This window comes from Novosphingobium sp., assembly GCF_036820275.1.
Taxonomy (GTDB): domain Bacteria; phylum Pseudomonadota; class Alphaproteobacteria; order Sphingomonadales; family Sphingomonadaceae; genus Novosphingobium.
In genome coordinates, this window is the sequence record NZ_DAISLT010000049.1 from 1 (window position 1) to 25,760 (window position 25,760).

Annotated in this window: 17 protein-coding genes; 9 read left to right on the top strand and 8 right to left on the bottom strand. The window is 64.8% G+C overall.

Annotation, left to right across the window (positions count from 1 at the left end; all coding sequences use genetic code 11):
• Window positions 1–69 precede the first annotated feature (69 nt).
• Complete coding sequence (locus V7066_RS25125) at window positions 70–957, top strand: ROK family protein (RefSeq protein ID WP_334185701.1); 888 nt, start codon at window positions 70–72, stop codon at window positions 955–957.
• Window positions 958–961: 4 nt separating this feature from the next.
• Here the strand turns inward: V7066_RS25125 and V7066_RS25130 are convergent, their stop codons facing one another.
• Window positions 962–1,588: a LysE family translocator gene (locus V7066_RS25130; protein ID WP_334185702.1), complete on the bottom strand. Its 627-nt coding sequence runs from the start codon at window positions 1,586–1,588 to the stop codon at window positions 962–964.
• Window positions 1,589–2,065: 477 nt separating this feature from the next.
• Here V7066_RS25130 and V7066_RS25135 point away from each other — a divergent pair, with 477 nt between their 5' ends.
• Entirely contained in the window at window positions 2,066–4,870 is a 2,805-nt protein-coding gene (locus tag V7066_RS25135) for a TonB-dependent receptor (protein WP_334185703.1), read from the top strand.
• Window positions 4,871–4,937: 67 nt separating this feature from the next.
• A complete protein-coding gene (locus tag V7066_RS25140; protein ID WP_334185704.1) occupies window positions 4,938–5,282 on the top strand; it encodes an L-rhamnose mutarotase in 345 nt (114 codons plus the stop codon).
• A gap of 105 nt (window positions 5,283–5,387) precedes the next feature.
• Here V7066_RS25140 and V7066_RS25145 read toward each other — a convergent pair whose 3' ends face one another.
• The 4 genes from V7066_RS25145 to V7066_RS25160 all read right to left on the bottom strand — a co-directional run bounded on the left by V7066_RS25145 (window position 5,388) and on the right by V7066_RS25160 (window position 15,353).
• The gene (locus V7066_RS25145; RefSeq protein WP_334185705.1) at window positions 5,388–6,170 is read right to left on the bottom strand and encodes a ThuA domain-containing protein; all 783 of its coding nucleotides are present in this window, start codon (window positions 6,168–6,170) and stop codon (window positions 5,388–5,390) included.
• Complete coding sequence (locus tag V7066_RS25150; RefSeq protein WP_442947375.1) at window positions 6,167–9,226, bottom strand: glycosyl hydrolase family 28-related protein; 3,060 nt, start codon at window positions 9,224–9,226, stop codon at window positions 6,167–6,169. Before V7066_RS25150 ends, V7066_RS25145 begins: the two co-directional genes overlap by 4 nt.
• 65 nt (window positions 9,227–9,291) lie before the next feature.
• Complete coding sequence (locus tag V7066_RS25155; RefSeq protein WP_334185707.1) at window positions 9,292–12,273, bottom strand: TonB-dependent receptor plug domain-containing protein; 2,982 nt, start codon at window positions 12,271–12,273, stop codon at window positions 9,292–9,294.
• Window positions 12,274–12,317: 44 nt separating this feature from the next.
• On the bottom strand, window positions 12,318–15,353 hold the full coding sequence (locus V7066_RS25160; RefSeq protein WP_334185708.1) for a glycosyl hydrolase family 28-related protein: 3,036 nt from the start codon (window positions 15,351–15,353) through the stop codon (window positions 12,318–12,320).
• Between the two features lie 215 nt (window positions 15,354–15,568).
• On the opposite strand from V7066_RS25160, the gene V7066_RS25165 reads away from it, so the two are divergent.
• Window positions 15,569–16,054: a gluconokinase gene (locus tag V7066_RS25165; protein ID WP_334185728.1), complete on the top strand. Its 486-nt coding sequence runs from the start codon at window positions 15,569–15,571 to the stop codon at window positions 16,052–16,054.
• A gap of 19 nt (window positions 16,055–16,073) precedes the next feature.
• Here V7066_RS25165 and V7066_RS25170 read toward each other — a convergent pair whose 3' ends face one another.
• Window positions 16,074–16,751, bottom strand: a complete 678-nt coding sequence (locus tag V7066_RS25170; protein ID WP_147216908.1) for a FadR/GntR family transcriptional regulator — start codon at window positions 16,749–16,751, stop codon at window positions 16,074–16,076.
• A 36-nt stretch (window positions 16,752–16,787) separates the two neighbouring features.
• A complete protein-coding gene (locus V7066_RS25175; RefSeq protein WP_334185709.1) occupies window positions 16,788–18,134 on the bottom strand; it encodes a GntP family permease in 1,347 nt (448 codons plus the stop codon).
• A gap of 328 nt (window positions 18,135–18,462) precedes the next feature.
• On the opposite strand from V7066_RS25175, the gene V7066_RS25180 reads away from it, so the two are divergent.
• The 3 genes from V7066_RS25180 to V7066_RS25190 are packed head-to-tail and all read left to right on the top strand — an operon-like array spanning window position 18,463 to window position 20,867.
• Window positions 18,463–18,729: a helix-turn-helix domain-containing protein gene (locus V7066_RS25180; protein WP_334185710.1), complete on the top strand. Its 267-nt coding sequence runs from the start codon at window positions 18,463–18,465 to the stop codon at window positions 18,727–18,729.
• Window positions 18,730–18,750: 21 nt separating this feature from the next.
• Window positions 18,751–19,866, top strand: a complete 1,116-nt coding sequence (locus V7066_RS25185) for a Gfo/Idh/MocA family protein (RefSeq protein ID WP_334185711.1) — start codon at window positions 18,751–18,753, stop codon at window positions 19,864–19,866.
• Entirely contained in the window at window positions 19,863–20,867 is a 1,005-nt protein-coding gene (locus V7066_RS25190; RefSeq protein ID WP_334185712.1) for an SMP-30/gluconolactonase/LRE family protein, read from the top strand. Before V7066_RS25185 ends, V7066_RS25190 begins: the two co-directional genes overlap by 4 nt.
• 78 nt (window positions 20,868–20,945) lie before the next feature.
• On the opposite strand, the gene V7066_RS25195 is transcribed toward V7066_RS25190, so the two are convergent.
• A complete protein-coding gene (locus V7066_RS25195; protein WP_334185713.1) occupies window positions 20,946–22,784 on the bottom strand; it encodes a DUF885 domain-containing protein in 1,839 nt (612 codons plus the stop codon).
• 145 nt (window positions 22,785–22,929) lie between these two features.
• Here V7066_RS25195 and V7066_RS25200 point away from each other — a divergent pair, with 145 nt between their 5' ends.
• A complete protein-coding gene (locus V7066_RS25200; protein ID WP_334185714.1) occupies window positions 22,930–24,702 on the top strand; it encodes a copper resistance system multicopper oxidase in 1,773 nt (590 codons plus the stop codon).
• On the top strand, window positions 24,702–25,673 hold the full coding sequence (locus V7066_RS25205) for a copper resistance protein B (protein WP_334185715.1): 972 nt from the start codon (window positions 24,702–24,704) through the stop codon (window positions 25,671–25,673). The genes V7066_RS25200 and V7066_RS25205 overlap by 1 nt, the downstream gene beginning before the upstream one ends.
• The last annotated feature ends 87 nt before the right edge of the window (window positions 25,674–25,760 follow it).

The window sequence follows — 25,760 nt, forward strand, 5'->3', positions numbered from 1 at the left end:
AATCGCTTGTAGGCGCCGCGATGCGGTGGCAGAGGCTCCGGCAATCAAAAGGGCACGAAAGGGCAGGGCATGACGATCCATGGGGCGATAGAGGCAGGCGGAACCAAGTTCGTCTGCGCGGTCGGTAGCGCCGCGACGGGATCGCTGCGCACCGCGACGATCCCCACCCGAGATCCGGACGCGACATTTGCCGAAGTCGCGGCGTTCTTCCGCGATGCGGCGGACTTCGGTCCGGTGGCCGGGATCGGCGTGGCCAGCTTCGGCCCGGTCGGGGTGGACCCGGCCTCGCCGGATTACGGCAAGATCCTCGCGACACCCAAGCCGGGCTGGGAGGGCACCGATCTGCTGGCTCGCATTCGCGCCTTTCTGGACGTGCCCATGGCGATCGACACCGACGTCAATGCGGCGGCTCTGGCCGAAGTGCGTGCGGCAGGCCCGGACATGCGCCAGCTTGCCTATGTCACGGTGGGAACCGGGATCGGCGTCGGGCTGGTCAGCGAGGGTAGCCCTGTCCACGGCATCGGCCATCCCGAAGCCGGGCACATTCTCGTCCGGCGCCATCCGGCGCATGAGGGCTTCGCGGGAACCTGTCCGTTCCACGGCGATTGCCTCGAAGGTCTTGCCGCGGGTCCCGCAGTGAGCAGCGCATGGGGGGCGCCGGCTTCGGAACTGGCGGCAGACCATCCGTTCTGGGAGGTCGAGGCCGATTACCTGGCGCAGCTCTGCATGACGCTGTTCCTGACGATGGCACCGCAGCGCATCGTGCTCGGCGGCGGCGTCATGAAGCAGGAACGGCTGATCCCGCTCATCCGCGCGCGCACGGCGGACTTGCTCGGCGGTTACGTGCAGGCGGCGCGGGATGAGGCGGCGATGGAACGGCTCATAGTTCCGCCTGCCTGTACCGAGCCTTCGGGACTGGTCGGTGCCTTCCTCCTGGCCGAGCAGGCCGCAGGCTGAACCTTCAGGCGCTGCGCGAGGTCAGCAGCGCGGCGCCGAAGCCCACGAAGATCGATCCGGTGACGCGGTTGAACAGGCGCTTCACCGAGGGGCGGCGCAAATGGTTCGAAAGCGAGCCGCCGGCGAGCGCGTAAGTGCAGTACCAGAGCATCTCGATCACGGCGAAAGTTCCGACGAGAATGGCGAACTGCGGAACCTTCGGCTCGGCGGGGTTGATGAACTGGGGAAAGAAGGCGGCGGCGAAGAGCAGCAGCTTGGGATTGCTGATCGCGATCGTGAAACCGCCGCGGAACAGCGCCATGGGCGAACTCCGGCGATCGAGCCGCTCGTCCGCCGCGTCGTCGGAGACCGGTGCCCGCCACGACTTGATGCCGAGATAGACCAGGTAGGCCACGCCGAGATAGCGCAGCACTTCGAAAGCGCCAGGGATCGCCTTGAGCAGGGCGGTTAGTCCTGCCGCCGAGGCCGCGAGCACCAGCGTGATCGCCAGCATGCAGCCCGCCATGGCGGCTACGCTGCGCCGGAAACCGAACTCGACGCTGCGCGCCATGACATGGAGCATGTTCGGGCCGGGCGTTCCCGAAAGCAGGAACACCGCGAAAGCATAGAGCCACCAGGTCTGAAGCGTCATCGATCGTCTCTTCGGAATAAAGCCGTCTTCCGCCTAGGCGGTGTCGGGCACGGCGGCAATGGCCTTGTCGAAGGCGCGCGACATCCATGTCGTGACGGACTGGTAATCGAGCCTCGACCGCAAGGGCTGTCCGGAAAACCGGCGGCTCCCGGCCCCCGTTCGCGGCGGGTGTTTCCGGTCATTGTCCTGTGCCCTTTGCACCCATCACGCGGACCAGTCCGGCGACCGACTACCCTGTCGGCGGCCTGCCTTTGCTTGTCAGCGTTCCTTGCGGTTGATGCCATATATCATCGATCGCAATCCACCCGTGAAATCAAATTTTATATTTCACAATATGTCGATTGGGAGTAATTGAGTCGCGGTCGGCGCATCGATCTGCGCGGAAAGGCGAAGCAGGGCCGCTCGATGAGCCAAGCCGCCGGACGACAAGACTTGTGAGGATGTGCTTCGTTCAGGAGCCAGGGAGAGGAAAGTCCAATGAGGACGATTATTCAGGCATCGCGCCGCGCGCGTCTGCTTACGGGTATTTCGGCGGTTACGATGGCATGCGGTGCGATCGCGCCGGCGAGCGCGCAGGAGGCCGATAGCGGCACGCCGCAAGTGAGCGAGGCGGAAGCCAACGACATCATCGTCACCGGCGTGCGCGCCAGTCTCAGCAGTGCCCAGTCGATCAAGCGCAATTCCGACGTCATCGTCGATTCCATCGTGGCCGAGGACATCGGCAAGCTCCCGGATCGCAACGTCGCCGAAGCGCTTCAGCGCATCACCGGCATCCAGATCCAGCGCAGCTTCGGCGAAGGCAGTTCGGTCTCGATCCGGGGTCTCAGCCAGGTCCGCACCGAAGTGAACGGGCGCGACGTGTTCACCGCCAACGGCGGCCGCACCCTGAGCCTGGAAGACGTGCCCTCCGAACTGCTTGCCGGCGTGGACGTCTACAAAAACCCCTCGGCCGACCAGATCGAGGGCGGCATCGGCGGCCTCATCAACTTGCGCACGCGCAAGCCGTTCGACTTCGACGGCTTCAAGGCTTCGGCCAGTGCCAGTATCAACTATTACGATCTCTACGGAAAGTCGAAGCCCCAGGCCAACCTGCTGCTGTCCGACCGCTGGAATACCGGCATCGGCGAGATCGGCATCATGGTCGATTTCGCCTACCAGAAGACCGCCTTCCGGCAGGACCAGATCTCCAGCCAGCCCTTCTACGAGTTGAACCAGTCGCTCGATGCCAGCGGCAATCCCAACAATGCCGCCGACTATGCGGTGGCGGCGGGGCTGGGGCGTCTCGGCAAGGCTACCTATCTGCCGCACGGCGTCGGCATCGGTCAGTATCTGGGCGATCGCCGCCGCTTCGGCGTGGATGCGGCGATCCAGTGGAAGCCCACGGAAAACCTGCTGTTTACCGGCGAATACGTCCGCTCGGACTACAAGTTCCAGTACGGTGACTACAGCTTCTTCGCCTATACCGGCGACAATCCCATCATCCCGGACTACACCCAGCCGTTCACGTTCGACGACGACGGCAATTTCCGCAGCGGCACGTTCGCCAATGTGCCGATCGATTCCAACACCAGTCTGGAACGCCGCAAGTCGGTCACCAACGACTTTTCGCTCAACATGAAGTGGAATCCGACCGACAACCTGACGGTAAACGGCGACTTCCAGTATATTCGCGGCACGACGGACGGTCAGCGCTCGATCGTCATCCTCCATTCCAACGCGGAGCGGCTCCATCAGGTCGTCGGCAGCGGCGTGCCGACGATGGACATCCTGCCGGACAACGATCCGACCAACGGCTCCGGCTCTGTCACCGATATAGCCAACTATGCCCCGCTCGGCGGGGGCTACCTCGATCATATCGAGCACTCGGTGGGCAAGGAATATGCCGGACGCCTGGGTGCCGAGTACAAGTTCGACGGCGGGTTCCTGCGCTCGATCTCGGCGGGGCTGCGCTACACCGACCGCTCGGCGGTCACCGATTCCAGCACTTACGCATACTACGGCACCACTGCCCTGGCTGACGACCTCTACGAGGTTCACCCGTTCCGGGGCGATCTCTATCGTGGCTATCAGGGCGTGCCGGACGGCGGGGTGTTCTTCAGTCGCGGGATCGTGCTGGACTATGACGCTACGCGGCAGGCGCTGGCGCCCTATGTCAGCGATTCCCAGCGGCAGTCCTTGCTCGACGGCGTGAGCTATGTCCCCAGCGACCGCAACACCCAGGGCGAGAAGACCTATACCGCCTATGGCCTCGCCAAGTTCGACTTCGAGGATGCGGGCTTCCCGCTCGACGGCAACATCGGCGTGCGCGTGGTCAAGACCAAAGTCTCGACCGACGGCTTCATCGTCCAGACCCCGCAAGTTATCGTCGGTGGCCAGCCGGGCAACGGTCCGATCTCCTACGTCGCGCTGGGCGTGAACTCCAGCTATACCAAGGCCTTGCCCAGCCTCAACTTGCGCTATCACTTCAACGACAAGCTGCAACTGCGCCTCGCCGCTTCGAAGGGGCTGACCCGGCCTGATTTCTCGCAGCTCAACCCCAACATCAATATCGTCGAGTTCAATTCGGGCAGCGGGTTGCGCACGGCCTCTAGCGGCAATCCGTTCCTGCGGCCGCTGGAAGCCAAGCAGTTCGATGCCTCGCTGGAATGGTACTTCTCGCAGACCGGCTCGCTCTACGGCGCGGCCTTCTACAAGAAGGTGGACGGCTTCATCGCCAATATCACCAGCACCGAGACTTACGATTTCGGCAACGGCCCGTTCAACGTCGACGTCACCCGCCCGCTCAACGGCGACAACGGCAAGATTAAGGGCTTCGAGATCGGCGGCAATACCTTCTTCGATTTCCTGCCGGGCGTTGTTTCCGGCTTCGGCGTCCAGGCGAACTTCACCTATGTCGACAGCAAGGCGCCTAGTCCCGATGCCGCCGACAACGAAGGCAACAAGCTGACGGTGCCGCTCGAACTGCTATCGAAGTACAGCTACAACCTGATCGGCTTCTACGACAAGGGACCGCTCTCGGCGCGCGTGGCCTATAACTGGCGCAGCAAGTACGTGGTTACGACGCGCGGAAATGGTAGCGGTAACCTGCCGATCTTCAACGATGCGCGCGGCCAGTTGGACGCATCGATCACCTACACCGTGACGCCCAATTTCGCGCTCACCGTGGACGGGGTGAACCTGACCAATACCGAGAACCGGACGTATTACGGCATTGCCAGCAGGCCGCAGTCCAACGTGCTCAACGATCGGCGCATCAGTTTGACGGCTCGCCTGACCTACTGATCCGTCTTGCGGGAGTGATGTCGCTTGCTACCGGACGGCCGGTAGCAAGCGGCAAAAAGGAGAGGGCATGCGACAGGTTCTGCTCATCGATCTTTCGGACGAAGCCGAAGCCATTGCGCGATATGAGGCATGGCACGCGGCAGGCGCGGTTCCCGGCGCCGTGGTGAACGGCATACGTGCCGCGCAGGTTCGCGACATGGAAATCTATCGAACGGGGAACCGGTTGGTCATGATCATGGAGACCGACCCCGGCTTCGATCCTGCCGACAAGGCGGCGGCGGATGCAGCGGATGGGGACGTCCAGGCATGGGAAAGCCTGATGGACAGCGTGCAACGCCCGCTCGCCTGGGCCTCTGCGGACAGCAAGTGGACCCCGGCTGCCCGCATCTTTTCCCTGCAAGACCAGCCCTGAGGACATATCCGTACGATGCGTTTGGAATGGCGACCAGACCGACTACGGCCTCAATGGCTCAAGGTGACGATGGGGCGTTATCGCTAGGGCCTGTTCCCGAGCGGGTCAGGGCTGTCGGCCAAGCCCGGTCGCGGCCCAATAGATGCCGCCAAGCAGATGGGAAAGATAGGCCGAATCACGGTAGGCATTGCCGTCATGGCCGAGCGTGGTGACGAAAACGCGGCCCTTTTCGTAACGATGCCACCAGGCGACGGGATGATCCTTGCCCATCGGCCTGGCCACTTGTCCGGGCCAGATGCGGGTGGGATCGTAGCTCGTTTCGTCGACATTGAGCACCGGCTCGATCTTCACGCCGTGCGGGTTCGCCGTCACGTAGAATTCATCGCTCCAGATCCAGCGCGAGGGGAGGCCGAACGTCGCGGGGAACCCCGGATCGGCCGGCGTGACGACGCCGGTCTGGTACATCGGATGGATGACGAAGCTGCGGCCGACCAGTTTTTCGTACCAGGGCCAGTCGTCCGGTTTCATGATAAGGGCGCGGTGCACGATCACGGCGTTGCCGCCGCCGCGCATGTAGGTCTCGAAGTTCCGTCGCTGGGCCGGGTTCAGCTCTTCGCCGGGCGTGTTCAGGAATAGGACCGCCGCGTATCGCTGCAAATCGCCTTCGAAGACTTTCGGGTCGTTGGTGAAAGTCAGGTCGAAATCGTGGAGCCGGGACAGGCGTTCCAGGCTCTCGCGCGCGATGGGGATGTACTCGTAGTGGTACTTGTTCGGGATGGCGAGGACGAGCAGCTTGTACTGGGGGTCAGCCCGGGCGCTTGTCGGCAATCCCAGTGAGAACAAGAGCAGCGCGAGCAGGGTCAGCAGCGCTCGGAACATTCGCATCATCGGCCGACTTTCGCGGCGTAGAGGGCGTGATGGGTGAGCACGAAAAGCGTCCTGCGATCCGCGCCGCCGAACAGGAGTTGCAGCGGCCGTTCCGGAACGTCGATCCGCCCGATCTCTCGGCCTTCGGGCGAGTAGACGAAGACTTGCCCGTTGGCGACGTAGACGCGGCCTTCGGTGTCGCTGGTCACGCCTTCTCCGCCGCGTTCGGCGAAAGCCTTGAGGCCGGTGACGCTACCGCCCGCGCCGACCACGCCGCTATAGGTACGGTTTTCGGAGGCATTGGTCAGGAACACGCGCTCGCCCGGTCTGGCCTGGATGAAACCATAGCTATCCAGCGCATCCGAGAAGCGCAAGCCTCGGTGGTCGGACGGTCCCTGTGCGAACACCCGCCAGGCCGGAAGCGCCACACTGCCGTCCGGGGAGGGGTATTCCCGGGTCTGGGATCTGGCCATGTTGCGGGTGAACATCTCGGCAAGGGTGGTGAAGGTGTAAGTTTTCGGATCGATCTGATCCTTGAACTCGCCATTGATCCACCAATTGACCGGAAGCACCGTGGCGGCGCTGCCGATGCGTTCGGCGGGACGCGGCGCGATCACGGTCAATTCGGTATCCGGCGATCCGGGCTTGAGGCTGTAGACGGTGCCGTTGCGGCCGAACGAGGACAGCACCAGCAGGTTGCCGGATCGATCCACCGTCAGGTTGACGGGATCGAGGGCGGCGTCGCGCACGATCTCCAGCTTGCGATCGTCGGACCAGCTCCAGATGCGCTGGAACTGGCGGTCGATGAAGTAGAGCTTGCCCGCCGCATCCACCGCGCCGCCGCCGATGGAGTGGAAGCCGTCCGCCAGTTTCTCGATCCTGGCGCCTTCGAATGTCGCGGGAACCACCGGCGCGGGAGAGGCGGTTACGTCCAGCACCGCGAATTCGCGTTCGCGGACATCGAGGCCGTGGGTCACGTCGCGCAGGGCGTTCTCGAAGGGGAACTTGGTCAGGCGCAGGAAGGTGGCGCAGCCGTTCTCGTCGCATGTGCCGAGACCGCTTTCGGCATTCACATGGACATTGCGGAAGCGGATGTCGTGCGAATTGTAGAGGGTGACGGCAGCAGGGGCTGCCTTGCGGGTGCGGGTCACGCGATAGGCGTGGAGGTTGGCGACCAGGATATTGCTGGAATCGCGGATTTCCAGCGCGACGGCATCGCCGCTTTCGCCTGCCTCGCCTTCGGTCTGCGGGGCGAGCAGTTCCCAGTTGGAGACCCGATTGAGACCGATCTCGGTGCGGACGTGGTGCTCGACCGAGGCCTGGATCAAGCGGCCTGGGGTCTGGGTGTCGGAGATCAGGATGCCGGGGTTGGCGAAAGTGCTGGGACTCCAGATATTGGCGAACGTGCCCCCGCCGCCCTGCGTCACCCAGAGGCTGGCGTATTGCCCGTCCCAGCGCCGGGAAGCATCGGGATCGGCGGTGGCGTTGTTGTTGTAGGGATCGGTCCTTGTGCCGTCGAAACGGTTGGTGCCGTGGCCGCCCTGAAACTTGACGTCGTTCACCATCGAGCGGGCTCCCGCCTTCCACAGCAGGGCCGTGGCGCGCGGGTTGTTGCCGCTGGTGTCGAGTCCGATCCCGGCCACGATCGCGTCTCCGCCCGAGGCGCTCTCCACCAGTGCCTTGGGCACGCCGATCCCGGCGTAGGCCGCCGAACCGTCCGGCAGGACGATCCGCGCGAGACTGGGGTGCAGGCCGATCAGGACGCTGTCCGGACGCAGGCGGAGGGTGTCGCTGACCTTGTAGAAACCCGCAGGCAGGTAGACGACACGGTGTGTGTCGATCGCCTTCTGGAGCGCGGCGGTGTCGTCGCTTCGGTCGTCTCCCTTGGCGCCGAGGCTGCGGGCGTTCACCCATTCTGACACCGGCGGCAAGGCGCGGATGGCCGGCGCGGCAGGGGCGGGGAGGTCGGAAAGCGATGCGGCATCGATCTCGGTGCGATACTCGCCCATCTTGCCGAAAGCCGGCAATGTCAGCCCGTGCGTGAACGAAGCGACCTTGTAACGCTCGCCTTTGCCGGGAACCGTCCGCCCGCTCTCGCGAAACCGGGCGAAGACCGGCGTGCGCGAGGCCACTGCGTTCTGGAAGCCGACTTGCGTGTAGACATTGTTTTCGTTGGAAACGATCACGCCCGCTTTCGAGACGTTCTCGAACCGAACGTCCTGCCCCCAGAGCCAGTCGCCGTAGCCCTTGTCGATCTCGATGCCGACCGGGGTGTCGCGGATCGAGACGTTGAGCAGGGTCAGCCCGGCCTCATGCTCGCGGATGGCGGCATCGCGCTGGCCTTCGAATGTGGAATCGACCAGCGCGAAGGGCCAGGCAGGCGAGGGCTTTTCCGCGAGAATGCCGTAGCGGCCGCCGCGAAAGTGCAGGTCCTCGGCCTCGTTGGCAACATGATAGAGTCCGGCAAGACCGGAGCCGATGTCGAAATCGACGTGGCTGACGAAGCTGTGCTGGGCCGAGTGGAAGCGGATCGCCGTGGCGGCGGGATTGCCGTCCAGAATGCGGAAATCGATATTGCCGAGTGCCGAGTAGAACGTTCCCGGATTGGCGTCCGCCACGTTCTTGTTGAACGGTACGGAGCCGGGCGGCGGGAAGGCGATTTCGCGGGCGTCCTTGGGATCGCGCTCCCGCGCGGAGCCTGCGAAGACGAGCATGTGGGCGACGCCGCGCTGGAAGCCGGGGGTCTTCGGTCCCAGCACAATGACCGGGCGCTTCTCGCCCACGCCGAAGATGCGCACGCCGGGCCAGAGGAACAGCGTGCGGGTGATGCGGTAGGTGCCTTGCGGCAGGAACACGATGCCGCCGCCCACGCCTTTGCCCGCGGGACCCTGCGCCGCCTTGTCGATCGCCTGCTGGATCGCGTCCGTATCGTCGGCGCGGCCGTCCCCCCGGGCGATGACGGTGACGGCGGTAGGCTCGTCCGGCATTGTCGCATAGACGGAGGGTGATGCGGCGAGCGGCGCGGCGGCCATGAGAGCCAGTATCGCCGTGGAGGCTCCGAAGATCGCGCGCATCATGTCCCCTGTTTCATCGTAAGTCATCGGATCGCCGTCCCGGAGCGGGTCCGGGACGGCGGGAATTGTCAGAAGTTGAAGCGGATACCGGCGCGATAGATCCGCCCCAGCGTGTCGTAGAGTGCCGGGTTGACGTCCAGCCCGGTATTGGTCTGCGGTGAGGCCGTGGGATCCTTGTCGAACAGGTTGTCGATCTTGCCGTAGAGTTGCAGGTTGTCGCCGAACTTGATCGTCGCGCCGACGTCCACGTAGAAGGCGCCCTTCATCGTGTTGTAGTCGATGGTCGGGTGGTTGCCGGTCGAGACCGGGCAGGACGACTGGCAGACGACGTACTGGTTGCCGAAGGTGCCGTCGCTGATCCAGCGTTCCTGCACGGTCAGGCTGAAGCGGTCGCTGTCGTAGGTCTGCACGGCCAGCCACTTCCAGTCGGGCGTGGCGCCGGCATTGTTGCCGGCCTGGTCGACCGGATCGACACCCGCGATGCCTGCGCTGACGATGAACTTCTGGATATGCGTGGCCAGCGCGCGGACGGTGAAGTTGCCCGGCAAGCCCAGGGGCTGCTGCCACTGGTAGCTGGCCTCGATGTCGAAGCCGCTGGTCTTCCACGAAGCGAGGTTGAACGGCTGGACGTTGACGAAGTTGGTGCCCTGCGGACCGTCGAGCTGGAAGCCGCCGCAGAAGGCCTGGTTACCGTCGAAGCAGAAGCGCACGATCTGGTCGGCCGAGAGAGTGGAGACCACACCGTCGAGCTTGATGTGGTAGTAGTCGAACGAAAGGCTGAGGCCCGGCAGCCACGAGGGGCGGGAAAGCACGATGCCCAGTTCGGTGTTGCGCGCCACTTCCGGCTTCAGGGCGGGGTTGCCGACCGTGTTCTGGAAGATCTGCACGGCCTGGTTGCTGAACGGATCGTTGAAGTTCGGCACCGTGGTGACGGTCGGCGCGGCGAAGAGTTCGGAGAGATTGGGCGCGCGCACGTCGCGCGAGGTCACCGCACGCAGGCGGATGCCGTCGAGCGGGGTGTCCCAGGTGCCGCCGACTTTCCAGGTCCAGACGGTGCCGGATGTGCTGTAGTGCGTGGCGCGTGCGGCGCCGTTGAGGTTGGCGCGGCCGAAGCTGTCGCTGTTGAGCAGCGGCAGGTCGACTTCGACATAGCCTTCGTAGACCTCGTACTTGCCGCGACCGTTCTTGTAGTTGCCTGCCGCCCAGTTGCTGCCGAGCGTGGAGTTGAGCAGGGGATCGGCCGGATAGTCGGCGCTGTTGGGGCTGAGGTCGGAAACGCCCGCGCCATAGGGGTCGGCGTTCACGCGGTAGAACTCGCGGCGGTACTCGCCGCCGAACGCCACCGAGACCGGGCCTGCCCAGGATTCGAAGGGACTGCCCGAGAGGTTCGCGCTGAGGACGTCCTGGGTCAGCTTGGTGTGCTGGAACGGCCCATTGTCGTGCGGCGCGACATAGGCGAGCGCGGCGTCGGAGGGTGCGAAGTTGCCGAATACGTTGATCGGCTGGCAGCCGTTGGCGCGTGCGACCGGGTCGGCGCAGACGATGGCGCCGTTGAGGCTGATCGCATTGGTCGCCGCCACGTAGCGGTTCTGGAGCACGATGTCGCGGACGCGGATGTCCGAGATGGTGATGCCATGCTCGTAGTAGGCGTCATAGTTCCACGAGGTTCCGGCGGCGTCGAACGCGCCCTTGAGGCCGCCGACGAAGCGGTACTGCTTGCGGTTGGTATAGACGCGCGGGTCGGGGAACGAGGCGTTGCTGGTGCCGAAGCCGAAGCTGGTAATGCCGGCGGCGGCGCAACGGTCGCGCACCAGTTGCGGCAGGAACGGATTGGCGCACTGCACTGTCAGCGAGGGCCTGCCGTAGCCGGGGCTGGGCTGGTTGTTGGTCTTTACCTGGGCGATGTTGACGGTGACGTAGGCTTCGTTGTTCTCGGCGAAGTCGTAGCCGATGCGGCCATAGCCGTTGATGCGTTCCAGCGCGGACTTGAGCGAGGCGCCCGAACCCGGCGCGCCCGAAAGGTCGCCGCCTTCGCAGAAGCTGTTGCCGCGATAGCAGTTGCTGACCTGCCCGTTGCCCAGCGGCTGGCCGTTCGAGCCGTAGTTGAAGTTGTAGGGCGTGCCGTTGGCGTCGAAGGCGATGCCCTGAAGCGGGCCGTTGTTGATGAGGCCGTAGCGGGCATACTGGTAGGGCTGGGCGTAGTCGCGGTAGTTGAACTGCGGCAACCCGTTGTTGGTCTGGCCAGTGTTCATCAGCGTGGTCGCGCGATACCAGTCGCGGCTGCCTGCAAGGTCGGTGCCGAAGTCGCCCGCGCCGACGCCGCCTTCGTGATCGTACTCGCCGCTGACGACGACATGGAGGCGGTCGTCGAGGAACGACTTGCCCCAGGCTGCCTGGACGAGCGCGGTCTCGTCATCCCCGTACTTGGTGATGCTGCCGAGGATGTTGCCCTTGAAGCCCTCGAACCGGGTGTCGGTGATGAAGTTGACGACACCGCCCACGGCATCGGAGCCGTAGGAGGCGGAAGCGCCGCCCGTCACCACGTCCACGCGCTTGACCAGCAGCTGCGGGAACATCGAGATGTCGGGCACGCCGGTCACGTTGGCGCCGACGACGCGCTGTCCGTCGAGCAGGGTCAGCGTGCGGATCGGCTGGAGGCCGCGCAGCGAGAAGGAGCTGAGGCCCTGTTGCCCGCTCGATGTCGAGAACGTGCCCGTCGAGGCGCCGGTCGAACCCTGAAGCGAGGGCAACTGCGCGATCGTGGTGAAGATGTTGGGCTGCGCATTGGCGGTGATCTGCTCTTCGCCGATCACGGTCGTGGGCGTCGGCGCGTTGAAGCCGCTGGTGGTGATGCGCGAGCCGGTGACCACGATTTCCGATGCCTGGCGTTCGGAAACCGGAGCAGCGGGGGTTTCGGCCGGTGCCGGAGGTTCCGGGGCCTGTTCCTGCGCATGTGCCGTACCCGCGAGCGATACGGCGACGAGCGCGATGAGGCTGGCCCCAAGGCTGGCCCTGCTGCGCTGGCGGTGAATGATGGTCCTCACTTTCATCGATCCTTCCCCTCTTCCTTCCGGGCCGCTTTTGGGGCGGCCGTCTATTCTCTTATGGTTGCTGCGTAGAGTGCGTGGTGCGTCAGGATGAACAGCGTGCTGCCGTCGGTGCCGCCGAACAGGATCTGAAGCGGGCGGTCGGGCACGTCGATGCGGCCTTGGGGCTTGCCGTCCGACGCGTAGATGTAGACCTGGCCGTTGGCGACGTAGACCCGGCCCTGCCGGTCGACCGCGACACTCTCGCCGCCGCGATCGGCGAAGGGCTTGAGATTCTGCAGGGCACCGCCCTTGCCGACCGTGGCGCTGTAAGTCCGGTTCTCCGAACCGTTGGTGACGAAAACCCGTTCTCCCGGACGGCCCGAGATCAGCCCGTTGGCGTTGAGGCTGTGGGACCAGCGCCAGCCGACATGATCGACCGGGCCTTGCTGCCACACGCGGAACGCGGGAAGCGCAAGGCTGCCGTCGGGCGAGACATATTCCTGGGCCTTGGCCGAACCGGCATCCTGAGCGAACAGTTCGGCCAGAGTGGTGAACTGGTAGGTCTTGTGATCGAGCTGGTCGCGGAATTCGCCGTTGACCCACCAGTTGACCGGAACCAGTGTTTCGGCGGCAGGCTTGTCGCGCACGGGCGTCGGCGCGATCACGGTCGTCTGATCCTTGGGACCGGCGGGGTCGATCGAATAGACGCCGGCTTTTGCGCCCAGTGAGGACAGCACCAGCAGATGACCGGAGGCATCCACCGCGAGGTTCACCGGATCGAGTGCGTTGTCGCGTACCACCTCCAGACCGCGCTCGCCGGTCCAGCGGTGGATGCGCTGGAAGCGGCGGTCGATGAAGTAGAGCACGCCCTTGGCATCCGTCGCGGCTCCGGAGATCGACCAGAAGCCGTCGGCCAGTTTCTCGACCGCGACGGACGATGCCGCAGCCTCGGTCGTTGCTCCCGCGGGTCCGATATCGAGGCTCGCGAACTCGCGCTCGCGCACCATGCTTTTGCCGGTCACGCCCACGATGGCGTTGTCGAAGGGATACTTGCTGGCACGCAGGAAAGTGCCGCAGCCTTCGTCGTCGCAGGTTGCGTAACCGCTTTCGCCATTGACGTGGACGTTGCGGAACCGGATCTCGCTGGAGTTGAACAGCTTCGCCGCGCTGAGCGCCGGGTGATAGCTGCGCGTCACGCGGTAGGCGTGGTAGTTGGCGAAGAGGAGATTGCGCGAATTGCGGATCTCCAGCGAGACCGCATCGGGGCCGTCGCCCACTTCCTGCTCGGTCTGCGGCGCCAGGAACTCCCAGTTCTGCACGTTGTCGAGGACGATCTCGTTGCGGGCGTGGTGTTCGACCGACATCTCGTAGACGTGGCCGGGGGTGTCGGTGTCCGTCACCATGAAGCCGGCCTGCGCGAAAGTGTTCGGGCTCCACACGTCCGCGAAAGTGCCGCCGCCGCCGTCCGTCACCCAGATGCTGGGGTATTGCGCGTCCCAGCGCCCGTCCGCGACCGGATCGCCGCTGCGCGCGGAAAGCGAGCCGAGTGGCTTGCCGTCGGAGGTCGGGGTGCCGCCGCCGCCCATGATCTTCACGTCCTCGACCAGGCTGTTCTCACCCGAGCGCCAGAGCAGCGCGGCGGCGCGAGGATTGACGCGGCCGGTGAACAGGCCGATGCCCGAAAGCACGTTATCGCCGCCGCGCGGGCTTTCGAGGATCGGCAGAACCGCGCCGAGGCCGGAATGGGCGGCATTGCCGTCCGGAATATAGAGTTGCGTCATCGCCGGGTGCAGGCCGATCAGCACGCTGTCCGGCCGCAGGGTCAGGCGGTTGGTTACCTTGTAGAAGCCCGCAGGGAAGTAGAGCACGCGGTTGGTGTCGATGGCGCGCTGGATGGCGGCGGTATCGTCGGCCTTGCCGTCACCCACTACGCCCTGACCGTGCACGTCGACCCAGTCCGTCATCGGCGGCAGATCTCGGATCGCGGCCTGGCGCGGGGCGGGGAGGGCGGCAAGTCCCTCGATCTCCGCCTTGGTCGCATAGGCACCGTCGCTGCCGAGCGCGGGAACCGCGAGACCATAGGAGAAGGCGGAGACCTTGTAGGCCGAACCCTTGCCTGCAACGGTCCGCCCGCTGTCACGAAAACGCGCAAAGACCGGCGTTCCGCTGGCCAGCGCATTCTCGAAGCCGATCTGGGTGAAGACGTTGTTCTCGTTCGAGATGACCACGCCCGCCTTGCTGACGTTTTCGAACCGGACGTCCTTGCCCCAGAGGGAATCGCCATAACCGCGATCGACCTCGATCCCCACCGGCGTGTCGCGAATGAGGACGTTCACCATGGTCAGCCCGACTTCGTGCTCGCGGATGGCGGCATCGCGCTGTCCGTCGAAGCTGGAATCGAGCAGGGTGAACTGCCAGGCGGGAGATGTCTTCTCGGTCACGATGCCGTAGCGGCCGCCGTGGAAGTGGACGTTCTCGATGACGTTTCCGGCCTGGTAGACCCCGGCGAAGGCCGAGCTGAGGCGGAAGTCCATGTGGCTGAGAAAGGCGTGCTGGGCCATGCGGAAGCGCACCCCGGCGGCGGCGGGATTGCCTTCGCCGATCTCGATGTCGAGATTGCTCATGGCCGAGTAGAAGGTGCCCGAATTGGCGTCGCGGACGGTCTTGTCGCGGGGGACGACGGTCGGCACCGGGACGGGCACTTTGCCGACGGTGTATTGATCGTCTCCCGCAAAGACGATCATCGTCGAGACGCCCTTCTGGAAGCCCGGCGTGCGCGGCGCGAGAACGATCGTGGGGCGTTCCTGTCCGACGCCGTAGACCCTGACGCCTGCCGGAACGATCAGGGTGCGGGTGATGCGGTAGCGGCCCGAGGGCAGGAACACCATGCCGTGTCCTCCCGCGTCACGGGCCTTGTCGAGCGCTTCCTGGATCGCGGCGGTATCGTCGGTGCGGCCGTCGCCGGTGGCTTTCACGGTCACGGCGCGGGGTTCGGCGGGGGCGACGGGAAAGACCGAGGGACCGGACGCCTGCGCGCTGCCGAGGGGAACGAGCGCGCTTGCCGCCAGCAGGCCCGCCATCATTCCGCTGCGTCCGATCATTGCCGTATCCCTCTGGGTTCGTTCTCGCGCCTTTTGCTAAAGCGAGCGGGCAGGCTTGGCACTTGCGACAAAGGTCGTAGTTCCCAGCCGGCGGTCGGGGCTTCTATAGCTCGCCCATCATCGCGATGGGCCTTGTGCCGTCGCCGGGCTGCAAGGACCTCGTTTTGCCAAGATCCTCAGAAAGCGGCGCTTTTTCGCGAGGCGCGATCATCGTCATGGGCGTCAGCGGCTGCGGCAAGTCGACCCTCGGCGCATTGCTGGCCGAAGCGCTGGACTGTGCCTTCCTCGAAGGCGACTCGTTCCATGCGCCCGAAGCGGTGGCGAAGATGCGTGCAGGGCACCCCCTGACCGACGAGGACCGCTGGCCCTGGCTGGACCGGCTGGGCGCGGCGGCGGCCGCAGACGTTGCGGAAAGGGGGAGGGTCGTGGTCGCCTGCTCTGCGTTGCGGCTGGCCTATCGCGACCGCCTGCGCGGCGCGATAGGCGGGCGCGCGCATTTCGTGTTGCTGGAAACCAGCCGCGAGAACCTCTTCGCACGGCTGGAAAACCGCCCTGGCCACTATATGCCCGCGAGCCTGCTCGACAGCCAACTCGCTACGCTTGAAGTGCCGCTGGACAGCGAACAGGCCGTGATCCTGGCTAGCGAGCAGCCGCCGGAAATCCTGCGCGACGCCGTGCTGCGCAGGCTTCGTAGCGACTGAGCCTCGGCCAAACAGACTCTCAGGGCATCAGGCGGCGGCGACCTTCCCACAGGTGCCAGCGCATCGCCAGTGCCGCACCTTCGGCGTCCTGCGCGCGAATGGCGGCGACGATCACTTCATGCTCGCGCAGCATCGTGGCGATGACCTCGGGCGGGCGCGAGCGCGAGATGTCGACACCGGCGCGCATAACCTTCTCGACGTCGGACCAGAGTGCATCGAAAGCGATCAGAAACGCGGGGTTGCCGGTCGCGGCGGCGATGCGGCGATGCAGCTCCATGTCCTCGGCATGGGCGGGAGCGTTGGAGAGCAGCGCCTCGCGCAGCATCTCCATGCCTTCCTCGACATGGGCCATCTCCATCGAGGTACGCCGGGTCGCGGCCAGGCGGCAGGCTTCCGCTTCCAGCACGAAGCGCACTTCGTAGCTCCCCAGCGTCGCCGGAAGCTCGCTCATCGGCATGAAGGCGGCGAGCCGGTCCGAGGGGCGGCTCTTGACGAAGGAGCCTGCCCCGCGCCGCGCTTCGGTGATGCCGTCGGAGGCCAGTCGCACAAGCGCCTCGCGGACGATGGCCCGCGACACGCCGAACATTTCCGCCAGCCGCGCCTCCGAAGGCAGGCGCGCGCCCACTTCCAGATCCTTCGACTTGATGATCTCGACGATGCCCGCATAGGCATGGTCGGAAAGCCGTGCCTGGTTCATCGAAACGTCTGCCTGCTCATCATGCCGCCCCCTTTGTTAGATGATGCTGCTCGCGGCAAGCACCAGCAGCAGGCCGACCACCGCGACGACGGTCTCCATGATCGACCAGGTGCGGAAGGTCCCGGGCATGTCGGTGCCGAGATAGCTCTTCACCAGCCAGAAGCCGGGGTCGTTGACGTGGGAGAAGAACAGCGAGCCGGCGCCGATGGCCAGCACCATCCATTCCGGCGCGACCCCCGATGTGGCGACGAGGCCTTCCATCACGCCCGCCGTGGTGATCGTGGCGACGGTCGCCGAGCCGGTCGCAAGGCGGATGCAGACCGAAACGCCCCAGGCCAGCAGGATCGGAGAGATCGCGCCGTCGCCCGCAAGTCGGACCAGCATGTCCGAAAGGCCCGCCGTCACCAGGACTTGCTTGAGCGCGCCGCCCGCGCCGATCGCCAGCAGGATGCCGCCCGCGGGCGCCATGGCTTCCAGCCAGATCGCATCCTGGATGCGGCGCTCGCCCAGACGCCCGCCGAACAGTAGCGGCAGGGCGACGAGGTTGGCGATCAGCAGGGCGACCACCGGATCGCTGACCCAGGTGAGCCAGGCCAGTCCGGCGGCGATGCCGGGTGGGGCGATCGCGACGGCTTGCCCGGCGGCGATCAGCACCACCGGCAGCAGCACGGCAATCAGGGCGCGGGCGACGGAGGGTGTCGGCACGTCCATCGTCTCGGGCGCGAGCAGGGGCGGGCTGAGCTTGACGCCGCGCGAAGTGAAGCGGGCGAGCACCGGCCCGGCGATGATCGCCGTGGGAATGCCGACCAGCAGGCCATAGGCAAGCGTCAACCCTAGGTTTGCGCCGAGGGCATTGACGGCGAGCAGCGGGCCCGGATGCGGCGGCACGAGCGCGTGAACCACCGAAAGGCCGGACAAGGCAGGCAGCATCAGCCGCAGCTTCGATTCGTCGTCGTCCATGCCTTTGGGCAGGGCGGCGGCGGCGGAAGCGACGATCGGCAACAGCAGCACGAGGCCGGTCTCGAAGAACAGCGGCAGGCCGATCAGCAGCGCGGTGAACAGGCTGGCCCAGGGCGCTCCTTTGACACCCGATATGCGCAGCGCGGCATGGGCCAGACCGGCGGCGCCGTTCGAGAGTTGCAGCATGGCGCCAAGGCCGAGGCCCAAGGCGACCACCAGCCCGGTTCCGCCGAGGATCGAGCCTGCCCCTTTCTCGACCGACTTGGCGGTCTCTTCCAGTGGTATCCCCGCGAGAATGCCGACCGTGAAGGCGCCGCAGAGCAGTCCGACGAAAGGATGGAGCCGCCCGCGCACGATCAGCGCGATGGACAGCGCGATACCGATCACGGCCGCAAGGATCAGCCTGATGTCTTCGGAAGTCATGATCCGGTCGATCCTGCGCTGTGCGATTCGGGTTTCGCGACGGCTGCATTCTTGCTTGGGCCGAACGGCCGCGCTCGACGAAATGACGGTGTCATCCCTCGCCTCTCCCTTGTTCGCTCTGTTGTCGGGCTAGCAGTACCAACCCAAATCTGTTGGACAGATTATAGCTGGATGATCGCCATATTCTACAGAAATTAGGTCGTAGATGCAGATTTTGCTTGAACCTGTCTGACTGATTCCGATATCACCATGTTCAACGAACTCCGGTGCGGCGGGTCTTCGATTCAGGGCGGCACCACAAGAATCGAGTCAGTCAGGGAGAAAAGGGATGCACCTCGTTGCAGATCTGTGCACGGTTCCCGCCAGCCAGGATGTCGCCGTGCGCGACGCTCCGGCAGCGGCCCTCCATTTCACGCCGACCCAGCTCAAGGTGCTGCGCTGCGTTCGTTCGGGGTTGCTGAACAAACAGATCGCCTACGAACTCGGCATGGCCGAAGCGACGGTGAAAGTTCACATGACCGCGCTGATGCGCAAGCTCAACGTGCGCAACCGTACGCAAGTGGCGATAGCGGCCGGGCAATTGGCGCGCGCCTGATCTTGCGGAGGGGAGCGGGCCATGGGATCGCGGCGCGAAATTCTCGGTATCGGTGCGGGCATGGCGGCGGCGGGCCTGATGCCCGGCTTCGCCTCAAGGGCCTTCGCGGCAGAAAGCAGGCGAGACCGCAAGATCGGTTATGCCGTCGTCGGGCTGGGCTATTACGCCACCCGGCAGATCATGCCCAATTTTACCGGATGTGAACATTCGCGGCTGGTCGCACTGGTCAGCGGGACGCCTGCCAAGCTGGAGCAATACGGCACGCAATACGGCATTCCGAAGACCCATCGTTACAGCTACGCCCAGTTCGACTCCCTTCGCGACAACCCGGATATCGATGCCGTCTACATAGTCCTGCCCAATAGTCTCCATGCGGAATACTCCATTCGTGCGGCGCAGGCGGGCAAGCACGTCCTCTGCGAAAAGCCGATGGCGACCTCGGTGGCGGAATGCCAGGCAATGATCGCAGCCTGCCGCAAGGCCGGAAAGAAGCTGATGATCGGCTATCGATCAAGGTTCGAGCCTTACAATCGGCTCGCCATCGAACTGGCGCGTGGCGGCCATGTCGGCCCGACGCGGTTCATCACCGCCGAGCATGGCTTTCCCATCCAGCCCGGCCAGTGGCGACTGGACAAGGCGCTTTCGGGCGGCGGCTCGATGATGGACATCGGCATCTACAGCCTCAACGCCGCCCGCTATCTGACCGGGGAGGAACCGCTCGAAGTGAGCGCGGTGGAATCGACCGACCGCTCCGATCCGCGCTTTGCCACGGTCGAGGACCGCATCGGTTTCGTGCTGCATTTCCCGTCCGGCATTCAGGCGAATTGCATCTCCAGCTACAGTTCCGCGCATAACGGCTACCGCGTGACCGGCACGCAGGGCTGGATCGCGATGGAACCGGCGACGTCCTATACCGGGCAGGCAATGACGATCCGCAAGGACGGTGTCATCGCGCCGAGGACGCTGCCACCTGCTGCCCGCAATCAGTTCGCGTCGCAACTCGATCACCTGGCCGAATGCGTGCTGACCGGAGCGACACCGATCGTTTCCGGCGAAGAAGGATTGGCGGACATGCGGATTATCGAGGCGATCTACCGCTCGATGGTGGAACGGCGTCACATCGGACTGACGGCATGACCGATCGCCGTAACGTGCTGGCCGGTCTTGCCGTCGCGCCTTTACTTTACGCGGCGCGGGCTGCGGCGAAAGAGTCCTTCGGGACTGTGCGGCGCCTCGATCCGGAACTGGACCGCATCGTCGCGCCGGGGACTTCGATCCGCCGCCTCGCTTCGGGATTTCGCTGGGCGGAAGGGCCGGTCTGGGTTCCGGGCGAGAACTGCCTACTGTTTACCGACCCGCCCGCCAATACGCTCCATAGCTGGAGCGAGGCGAAAGGTGTGGAGGTATTCCTGCGTCCGTCCGGCCTTCAGGCGCCCGTGCCTGAAAGCATTCGTGAACCCGGCCTCAACGGTCTGGCGCTGGGTGCCGGCGGCGCCTTGATCGGCGCCGACAGCGGATCGCGGGCGATCGTGCGGATCGACCTCAAGTCCGCCAAGCGCACGACCCTGGCGGATCGCTTCGAGGGCAAGCGCTTCAACAGCCCCAACGATGTCTGCGTGGCGAAGTCCGGTGCGGTCTACTTTACAGATCCCAGTTACGGGCTTGCCGAAGGAGATGATTCCCCACTGCGGGAACTGGCGTTCTGCGGCCTTTACCGCCTCTCTCCGACAGGCAAGGTGGATCTGCTCGACCGCAGCCATCGCCGTCCCAACGGCGTGGCGCTTTCGCCCGATGAGCGCACGCTCTATCTCTCGCTGTCGGATGAAACCCGGCCGGAAGTTCTGGCCTATGCCCTCGGGCCGGACGGCATGCCGCGCGAAAGCCGCCGGTTTCTCGATATGAAAGCGCAGCTGGATGCGGGCAAACCCGGCTTGCCGGACGGCATAAAGGTCGGCGCCTCGGGCTACGTATTCGCGACCGGACCCGGCGGCGTCCATGTCTGTACGGCCGACGCGCGCCTGCTCGGGGTTATCGAGACCGGCAAGGCCATTGCCAATTGCAGCATAGGACAGGGGGGTAAGTCGCTGTTCCTGACCTCGTCGGACAGTTTGGCGGTGGTACCCCTCCTGCATTCATGAAGACGGATCTGAACGACTGACTTTCGGAATGCGGGGGAGGACAGGTTCGCAGCCCCGTCCTCCCCCGCATTTTCGTCGTCAGGCGGCAGATGACTTGCGTGTTGCCACCCAGTCGTCGATGACGCGTTCGAGAACAGTCAGTGGCATGCCGCCGCCGGCCAGCGCGGTATCGTGGAAGCCGCGAATATCGAAGCGGTTGCCCAGCGCTACCTTGGCCTTTTCGCGCAGGCGGACCCATTCGTTGTGCCCGACCTTGTAGGCGCAGGCCTGGCCCGGCCAACTGCAATAGCGATCGATTTCCGAAGTCGCTCCGCCTTCCGCCCGGCCGGTATTGTCGATGAAGTAGCGGATCGTCTGCTCGCGGCTCCAGCCCTTGGCGTGGATACCGGTGTCGACGACCAGGCGCACCGCCCGGAACAGCAGGCTCTGGTAGAAGCCCACCCGGCCCAGCGGATCGTTGTCATAGGCGCCCAGTTCGTCGGCCAGTTGCTCGGCATAGAGGCCCCAGCCTTCGGAATAGCTGGAGAAGAACAGCAGGTTCATCAGCTTGGGCGCCGCCGGGCTTTCCTGCTGGAGCGCGATTTGCAGGTGATGGCCCGGAATCGCCTCGTGATAGGTCAGGGTCGGAAGGCCGAACTTGGGCCAGTTGGCGGTGTCGGTCAGGTTGATCCAGTAGATGCCCGGGCGCGTGCCGTCGAGGCTGGGCGAATTGTAGTAGCCCTGCGATGCGCCTTCCTGGATTTCGGGCGGCACGCGTTTGATCTGCACGCCGGATTTCGGCAGGCGGCCGAAGGCCTTGGGCAAGAGCGCCTGCATTGCCGCCATCTGTTCGTTGAGGTGGGCGACCAGTTCCACTTTCGCGGCGTCGGTGTTGGGATAGACATTGGCGGGGTTGGCGATCAGCGCTGCCATGCGCTCTCCGACCGTCCCTTGCGTGAACCCCTGCGACTTCAGCAAGGCGTCCGAACGCGCCGTCAGGTCCGCCACCTGTTCCAGCCCGATACGATGGATCTCCTCGGCGGAGAGCCGGGTCGTGGTGATGTAGTTCAGGCTATTGGCATAGTACTGCGCGCCTTGCGGCAGGCGCGAGACCGAAGCGTCGTGGCCAGCCTTGGGCTGCACGGCCTTCAGGGCATCGTTCTGGCGCTGGAGGGCCGGATAGACCCGCTCGGTGACCAGTTTGCGGACCCGGTCGCCCCAATCGCCCGGGATGGACTGCTCGTGCGTACGCCGAACGATCGACTGGACCAAGGTGGATTCGCCGGCAGCCGTCCCCAGCATTCCGGCCTGGAGGCCGATGGTCTTGCTCAGGATGAAATCGGGCGGGATGACGCCAAGGCCGAAATCCTCTCGCATCCGGTCGGTCTCGGCGCCGAGTACATCGGCGAAATCGTTCACGCGCGAAACATAGGCTTCCGCATCGGCGGCAGTCTTGATCGTATGCTGGTTGTCGAGGAAATCACCGGTATTGAGGTAGGCACCGCCGCCCTGGCTGACGCGATAGATCTGCGGCCATCCGCCCTGGCCGTAAGGGATGGCGTAAGTCTTGATGGTGGCGTCGAGGTTTGCGGCCACGGTGTCGTAGTAGATCGCATCCCTTGCATTCAGGGAAGTCCGGTCGAGCGCGGAGAGCTGCGCGTGGGCGGTGCGGACGAGATTGCGGTTCTTTTCCTCTTCCTCACGCGTGGGAACGGTCAGGCGGGACTTCAGAGCGGCGCGAGTGCCTGTGTCCAGTCCCAGCTGCGTCGCAGTCTCGGGCGAAGCATCGACCTGGGCATTGAAGTATTTGTCCATGAACGCGGCAAGAGCGGGGTTCGAGCCCGTCGGCGATGCGGATGCGCGTGCAAGTACAGGTCCGGCCGCTACGACGGCGGCTCCCGCCGATGCGGACGAGAGGAAACGGCGACGGTCGATCATGAAAGCTCCGGCGTTGGTTTATGGCCGAAGCCTACGTCATGCGGCCGAGCGAATGCAAATGGAACGGGACGGTCGCAATTCTCTTTCTCGCTGAATTTCTTCTTTCGGACTTGAGGGATAGGCGTGATCGCGGCGTAATGTCTGCATGACGCCGAACGACAGTCTGCATCGCTCCCTGCTTCAACGCAGACGTTTTCTGGCCCTTGGCGGCGCCTTCGCGGGCAGCTTTTGTGTGGGGGGTCTGTTCCCGGCATGGGCGCGTAGCGGTACGCCGGGGATCGTTCATGCCGGCACCGATTCCGGGGTTCTTTCCGGCAACTCCATCGCGCTTCAGATCGGTGAGAGCCATTTTGCGACCGGCGGGCGTTCGGGTCATGCGGTGACCGTCAACGGTACGCTGCCCGCGCCGCTGCTGCGCCTGCGGGAAGGCGAAACGGTGCGCATCGCCGTTACCAATCGCCTGAAGGAGCAGACCTCGATCCACTGGCACGGGCTGCTGGTGCCGTTCCAGATGGATGGCGTACCGGGCGTCAGCTTCCCGGGCATCGATCCGGGCGAGACGTTCGTCTACGAGTTCCCGCTCACCCATTCCGGCACGTTCTGGTATCATTCGCATTCCGGCATGCAGGAGGCGGAAGGGCTGTTCGGTCCGATCGTGATCGATCCTGCCGGCTCCGATCCGATCGCCTGCGACCGCGAGCACGTGCTGGTACTGTCGGACTGGAGTCCGATCCATCCGCACGAGCAGATGCGGCGCCTGAAGATGATGGGCGGCTATTTCAACCGCCAGCGCCAGACGCTGGCGGGGCTGCTGGCAGGCAAGGACCAGTCGCTGGACGACCGCCTCGCCTGGGGGAAGATGCGCATGGACGCGACCGATATCTCGGACGTGACCGGATCGACCTACAGCTTCCTCGTCAACGGCCACGGCAATGCCGAGAACTGGACCGGGCTTTTCGCACCGGGCGAAAAAGTGCGGCTGCGCGTCATCAACGCCTCGTCGATGACCAACTTCAACTTCCGGATCCCCGGCCTGCCGCTCACCGTGGTGGCGGCGGACGGCAATCCCGTGCAACCGGTCGAGACCGACGAAGTGCAGATCGCCATCGCCGAGACCTACGACTTCATCGTCGAACCGGGTGCGGCGGAGAGCTACGGCGTGATTGCCGAGGCTATCGACCGCTCCGGCGTCGTCCGCGCGACCCTGGCGCAGCGGTCGGGTCTCGTTGGCGAGACGCCGAGCCTGCGTGAACGCCCGCTTCTCACCATGCGCGACATGGGCATGGACATGGACGGCATGGACATGGGGGAGGGCGGGGTGATCGACCTCAGCAAGCCCGCCAACAGTTCGATGAGCGGCCATTCCATGTCCATGCGGGATCCTTCCGTCGCGCCCGGCGTGAAGATGGGGCCGGGCGTCGCCACGCTTTCGCTGATGCCGGTGGACCGGCTTGCCGACCGCCCGACCGGACTGGAAAACGTCGATCACCGCGTGCTGACTTATGCGGACTTGCGCTCACGAGACCCCAATCCTGATCTCCGCGTACCGAGCCGCGAGATCGACGTGCATCTGACCGCGGCGATGGAGCGGTATATGTGGAGTATGGACGGTGAGACGATGTCGGCAAACCCGGCGCCGATCCCTTTTCGTCTGGGCGAGCGGGTGCGCGTCAACCTTATCAACGATACGATGATGCCGCATCCGATCCACATTCACGGCCACTTCTTCGAACTGGTCAGCGGCGAGCCGGGGAACCGTGCGCGCAAGCACACCGTCAACGTGCTGCCGGGCGGCAAGGCCTCATTCGATCTGACCGCCGATGCCGAGGGTGATTGGGCCTTCCATTGTCACATGCTGCTGCACATGCACGCAGGTATGATGCGCGTCGTTACGGTACGCCGGGAGGGAGCAGCCTGATGGCCCGGCTCTTCCCGATCCTGACCTCACTGCTGCTGGCCGGTACTCCGCTTGTGGTGAAGGTTCAGGAGGCTGAGGCTGCGCCGCTTCAAATCGAAGAGCATGCCGATATGGATCATGGCGCCATGGACCATTCGCAGATGGACATGTCCGGCATGGATATGAGCGGGCAGGACATGAAGGGTATGGATCACTCAACCCACGCCATGCCCGCAAGCAGCGATTCCGACGAGCCGGGCGATGCCCCGCCGCCGCCGGTTCCGACAGACTTTCCTGCCGTACGCTACTTCGCGCCCGACCGGATGGTGGCCTCACGCGCGGCGATGCTGAAGGAGATGACCTTCAACACCTTTGCGCTTCAGGTCGACCAGTTGGAATTTCGCACCGGCAAAAGCGGCGACGGCTTCGGCTGGGATGGACAGGCCTGGTATGGCGGCGATATCGACCGGGTCGTGCTGGCCAGCGAAGGTGAGGGCACGTTCGGTGAGCGGGCCGAGCGTATCGAACTTAATGCCTACTGGCGCCACGCGCTGGACCCGTGGTTCAATCTGCAACTTGGTATGCGACAGGATTTTCGGCCGGATCCGCAGCGCACTTACGCACTGATCGGCATTGAGGGGCTGGCACCGTACTGGTTCGAATTGCAAGGCCAGTTGCTCGTCTCGAACAAGGGCGACATTCATGCGCGCGGCAAGGCGGGCTATACGCAGCGCATCACCCAGTCGCTGGTAGTCGAACCCGAGGTCGAGGTGGATTTTGCCTTTCAGGGCGTACCGGCGCTGAGCGTAGGGGCAGGCTTCGAACGTCTCGAACTGGGCACCCGTCTTCGTTATGAGCGTAACCGATCGCTGGCGCCCTATGTGGGCGTCAATTGGGAGCGCAAGCTTGGTGGAACGGCGGATCTCGCTCGGGGAGCTGGCGAGGGTGTGTCTGGCGTTTCGGCGGTCTTCGGCGTCCGCGCCATGTTTTAATTGCTGCCGCTAAATCGTATCGAACCCAGCGCAATTTGTAATGGTTTCGAGTTCGGGAAGCCAACCGACAACGCCTTCATCGAAGCG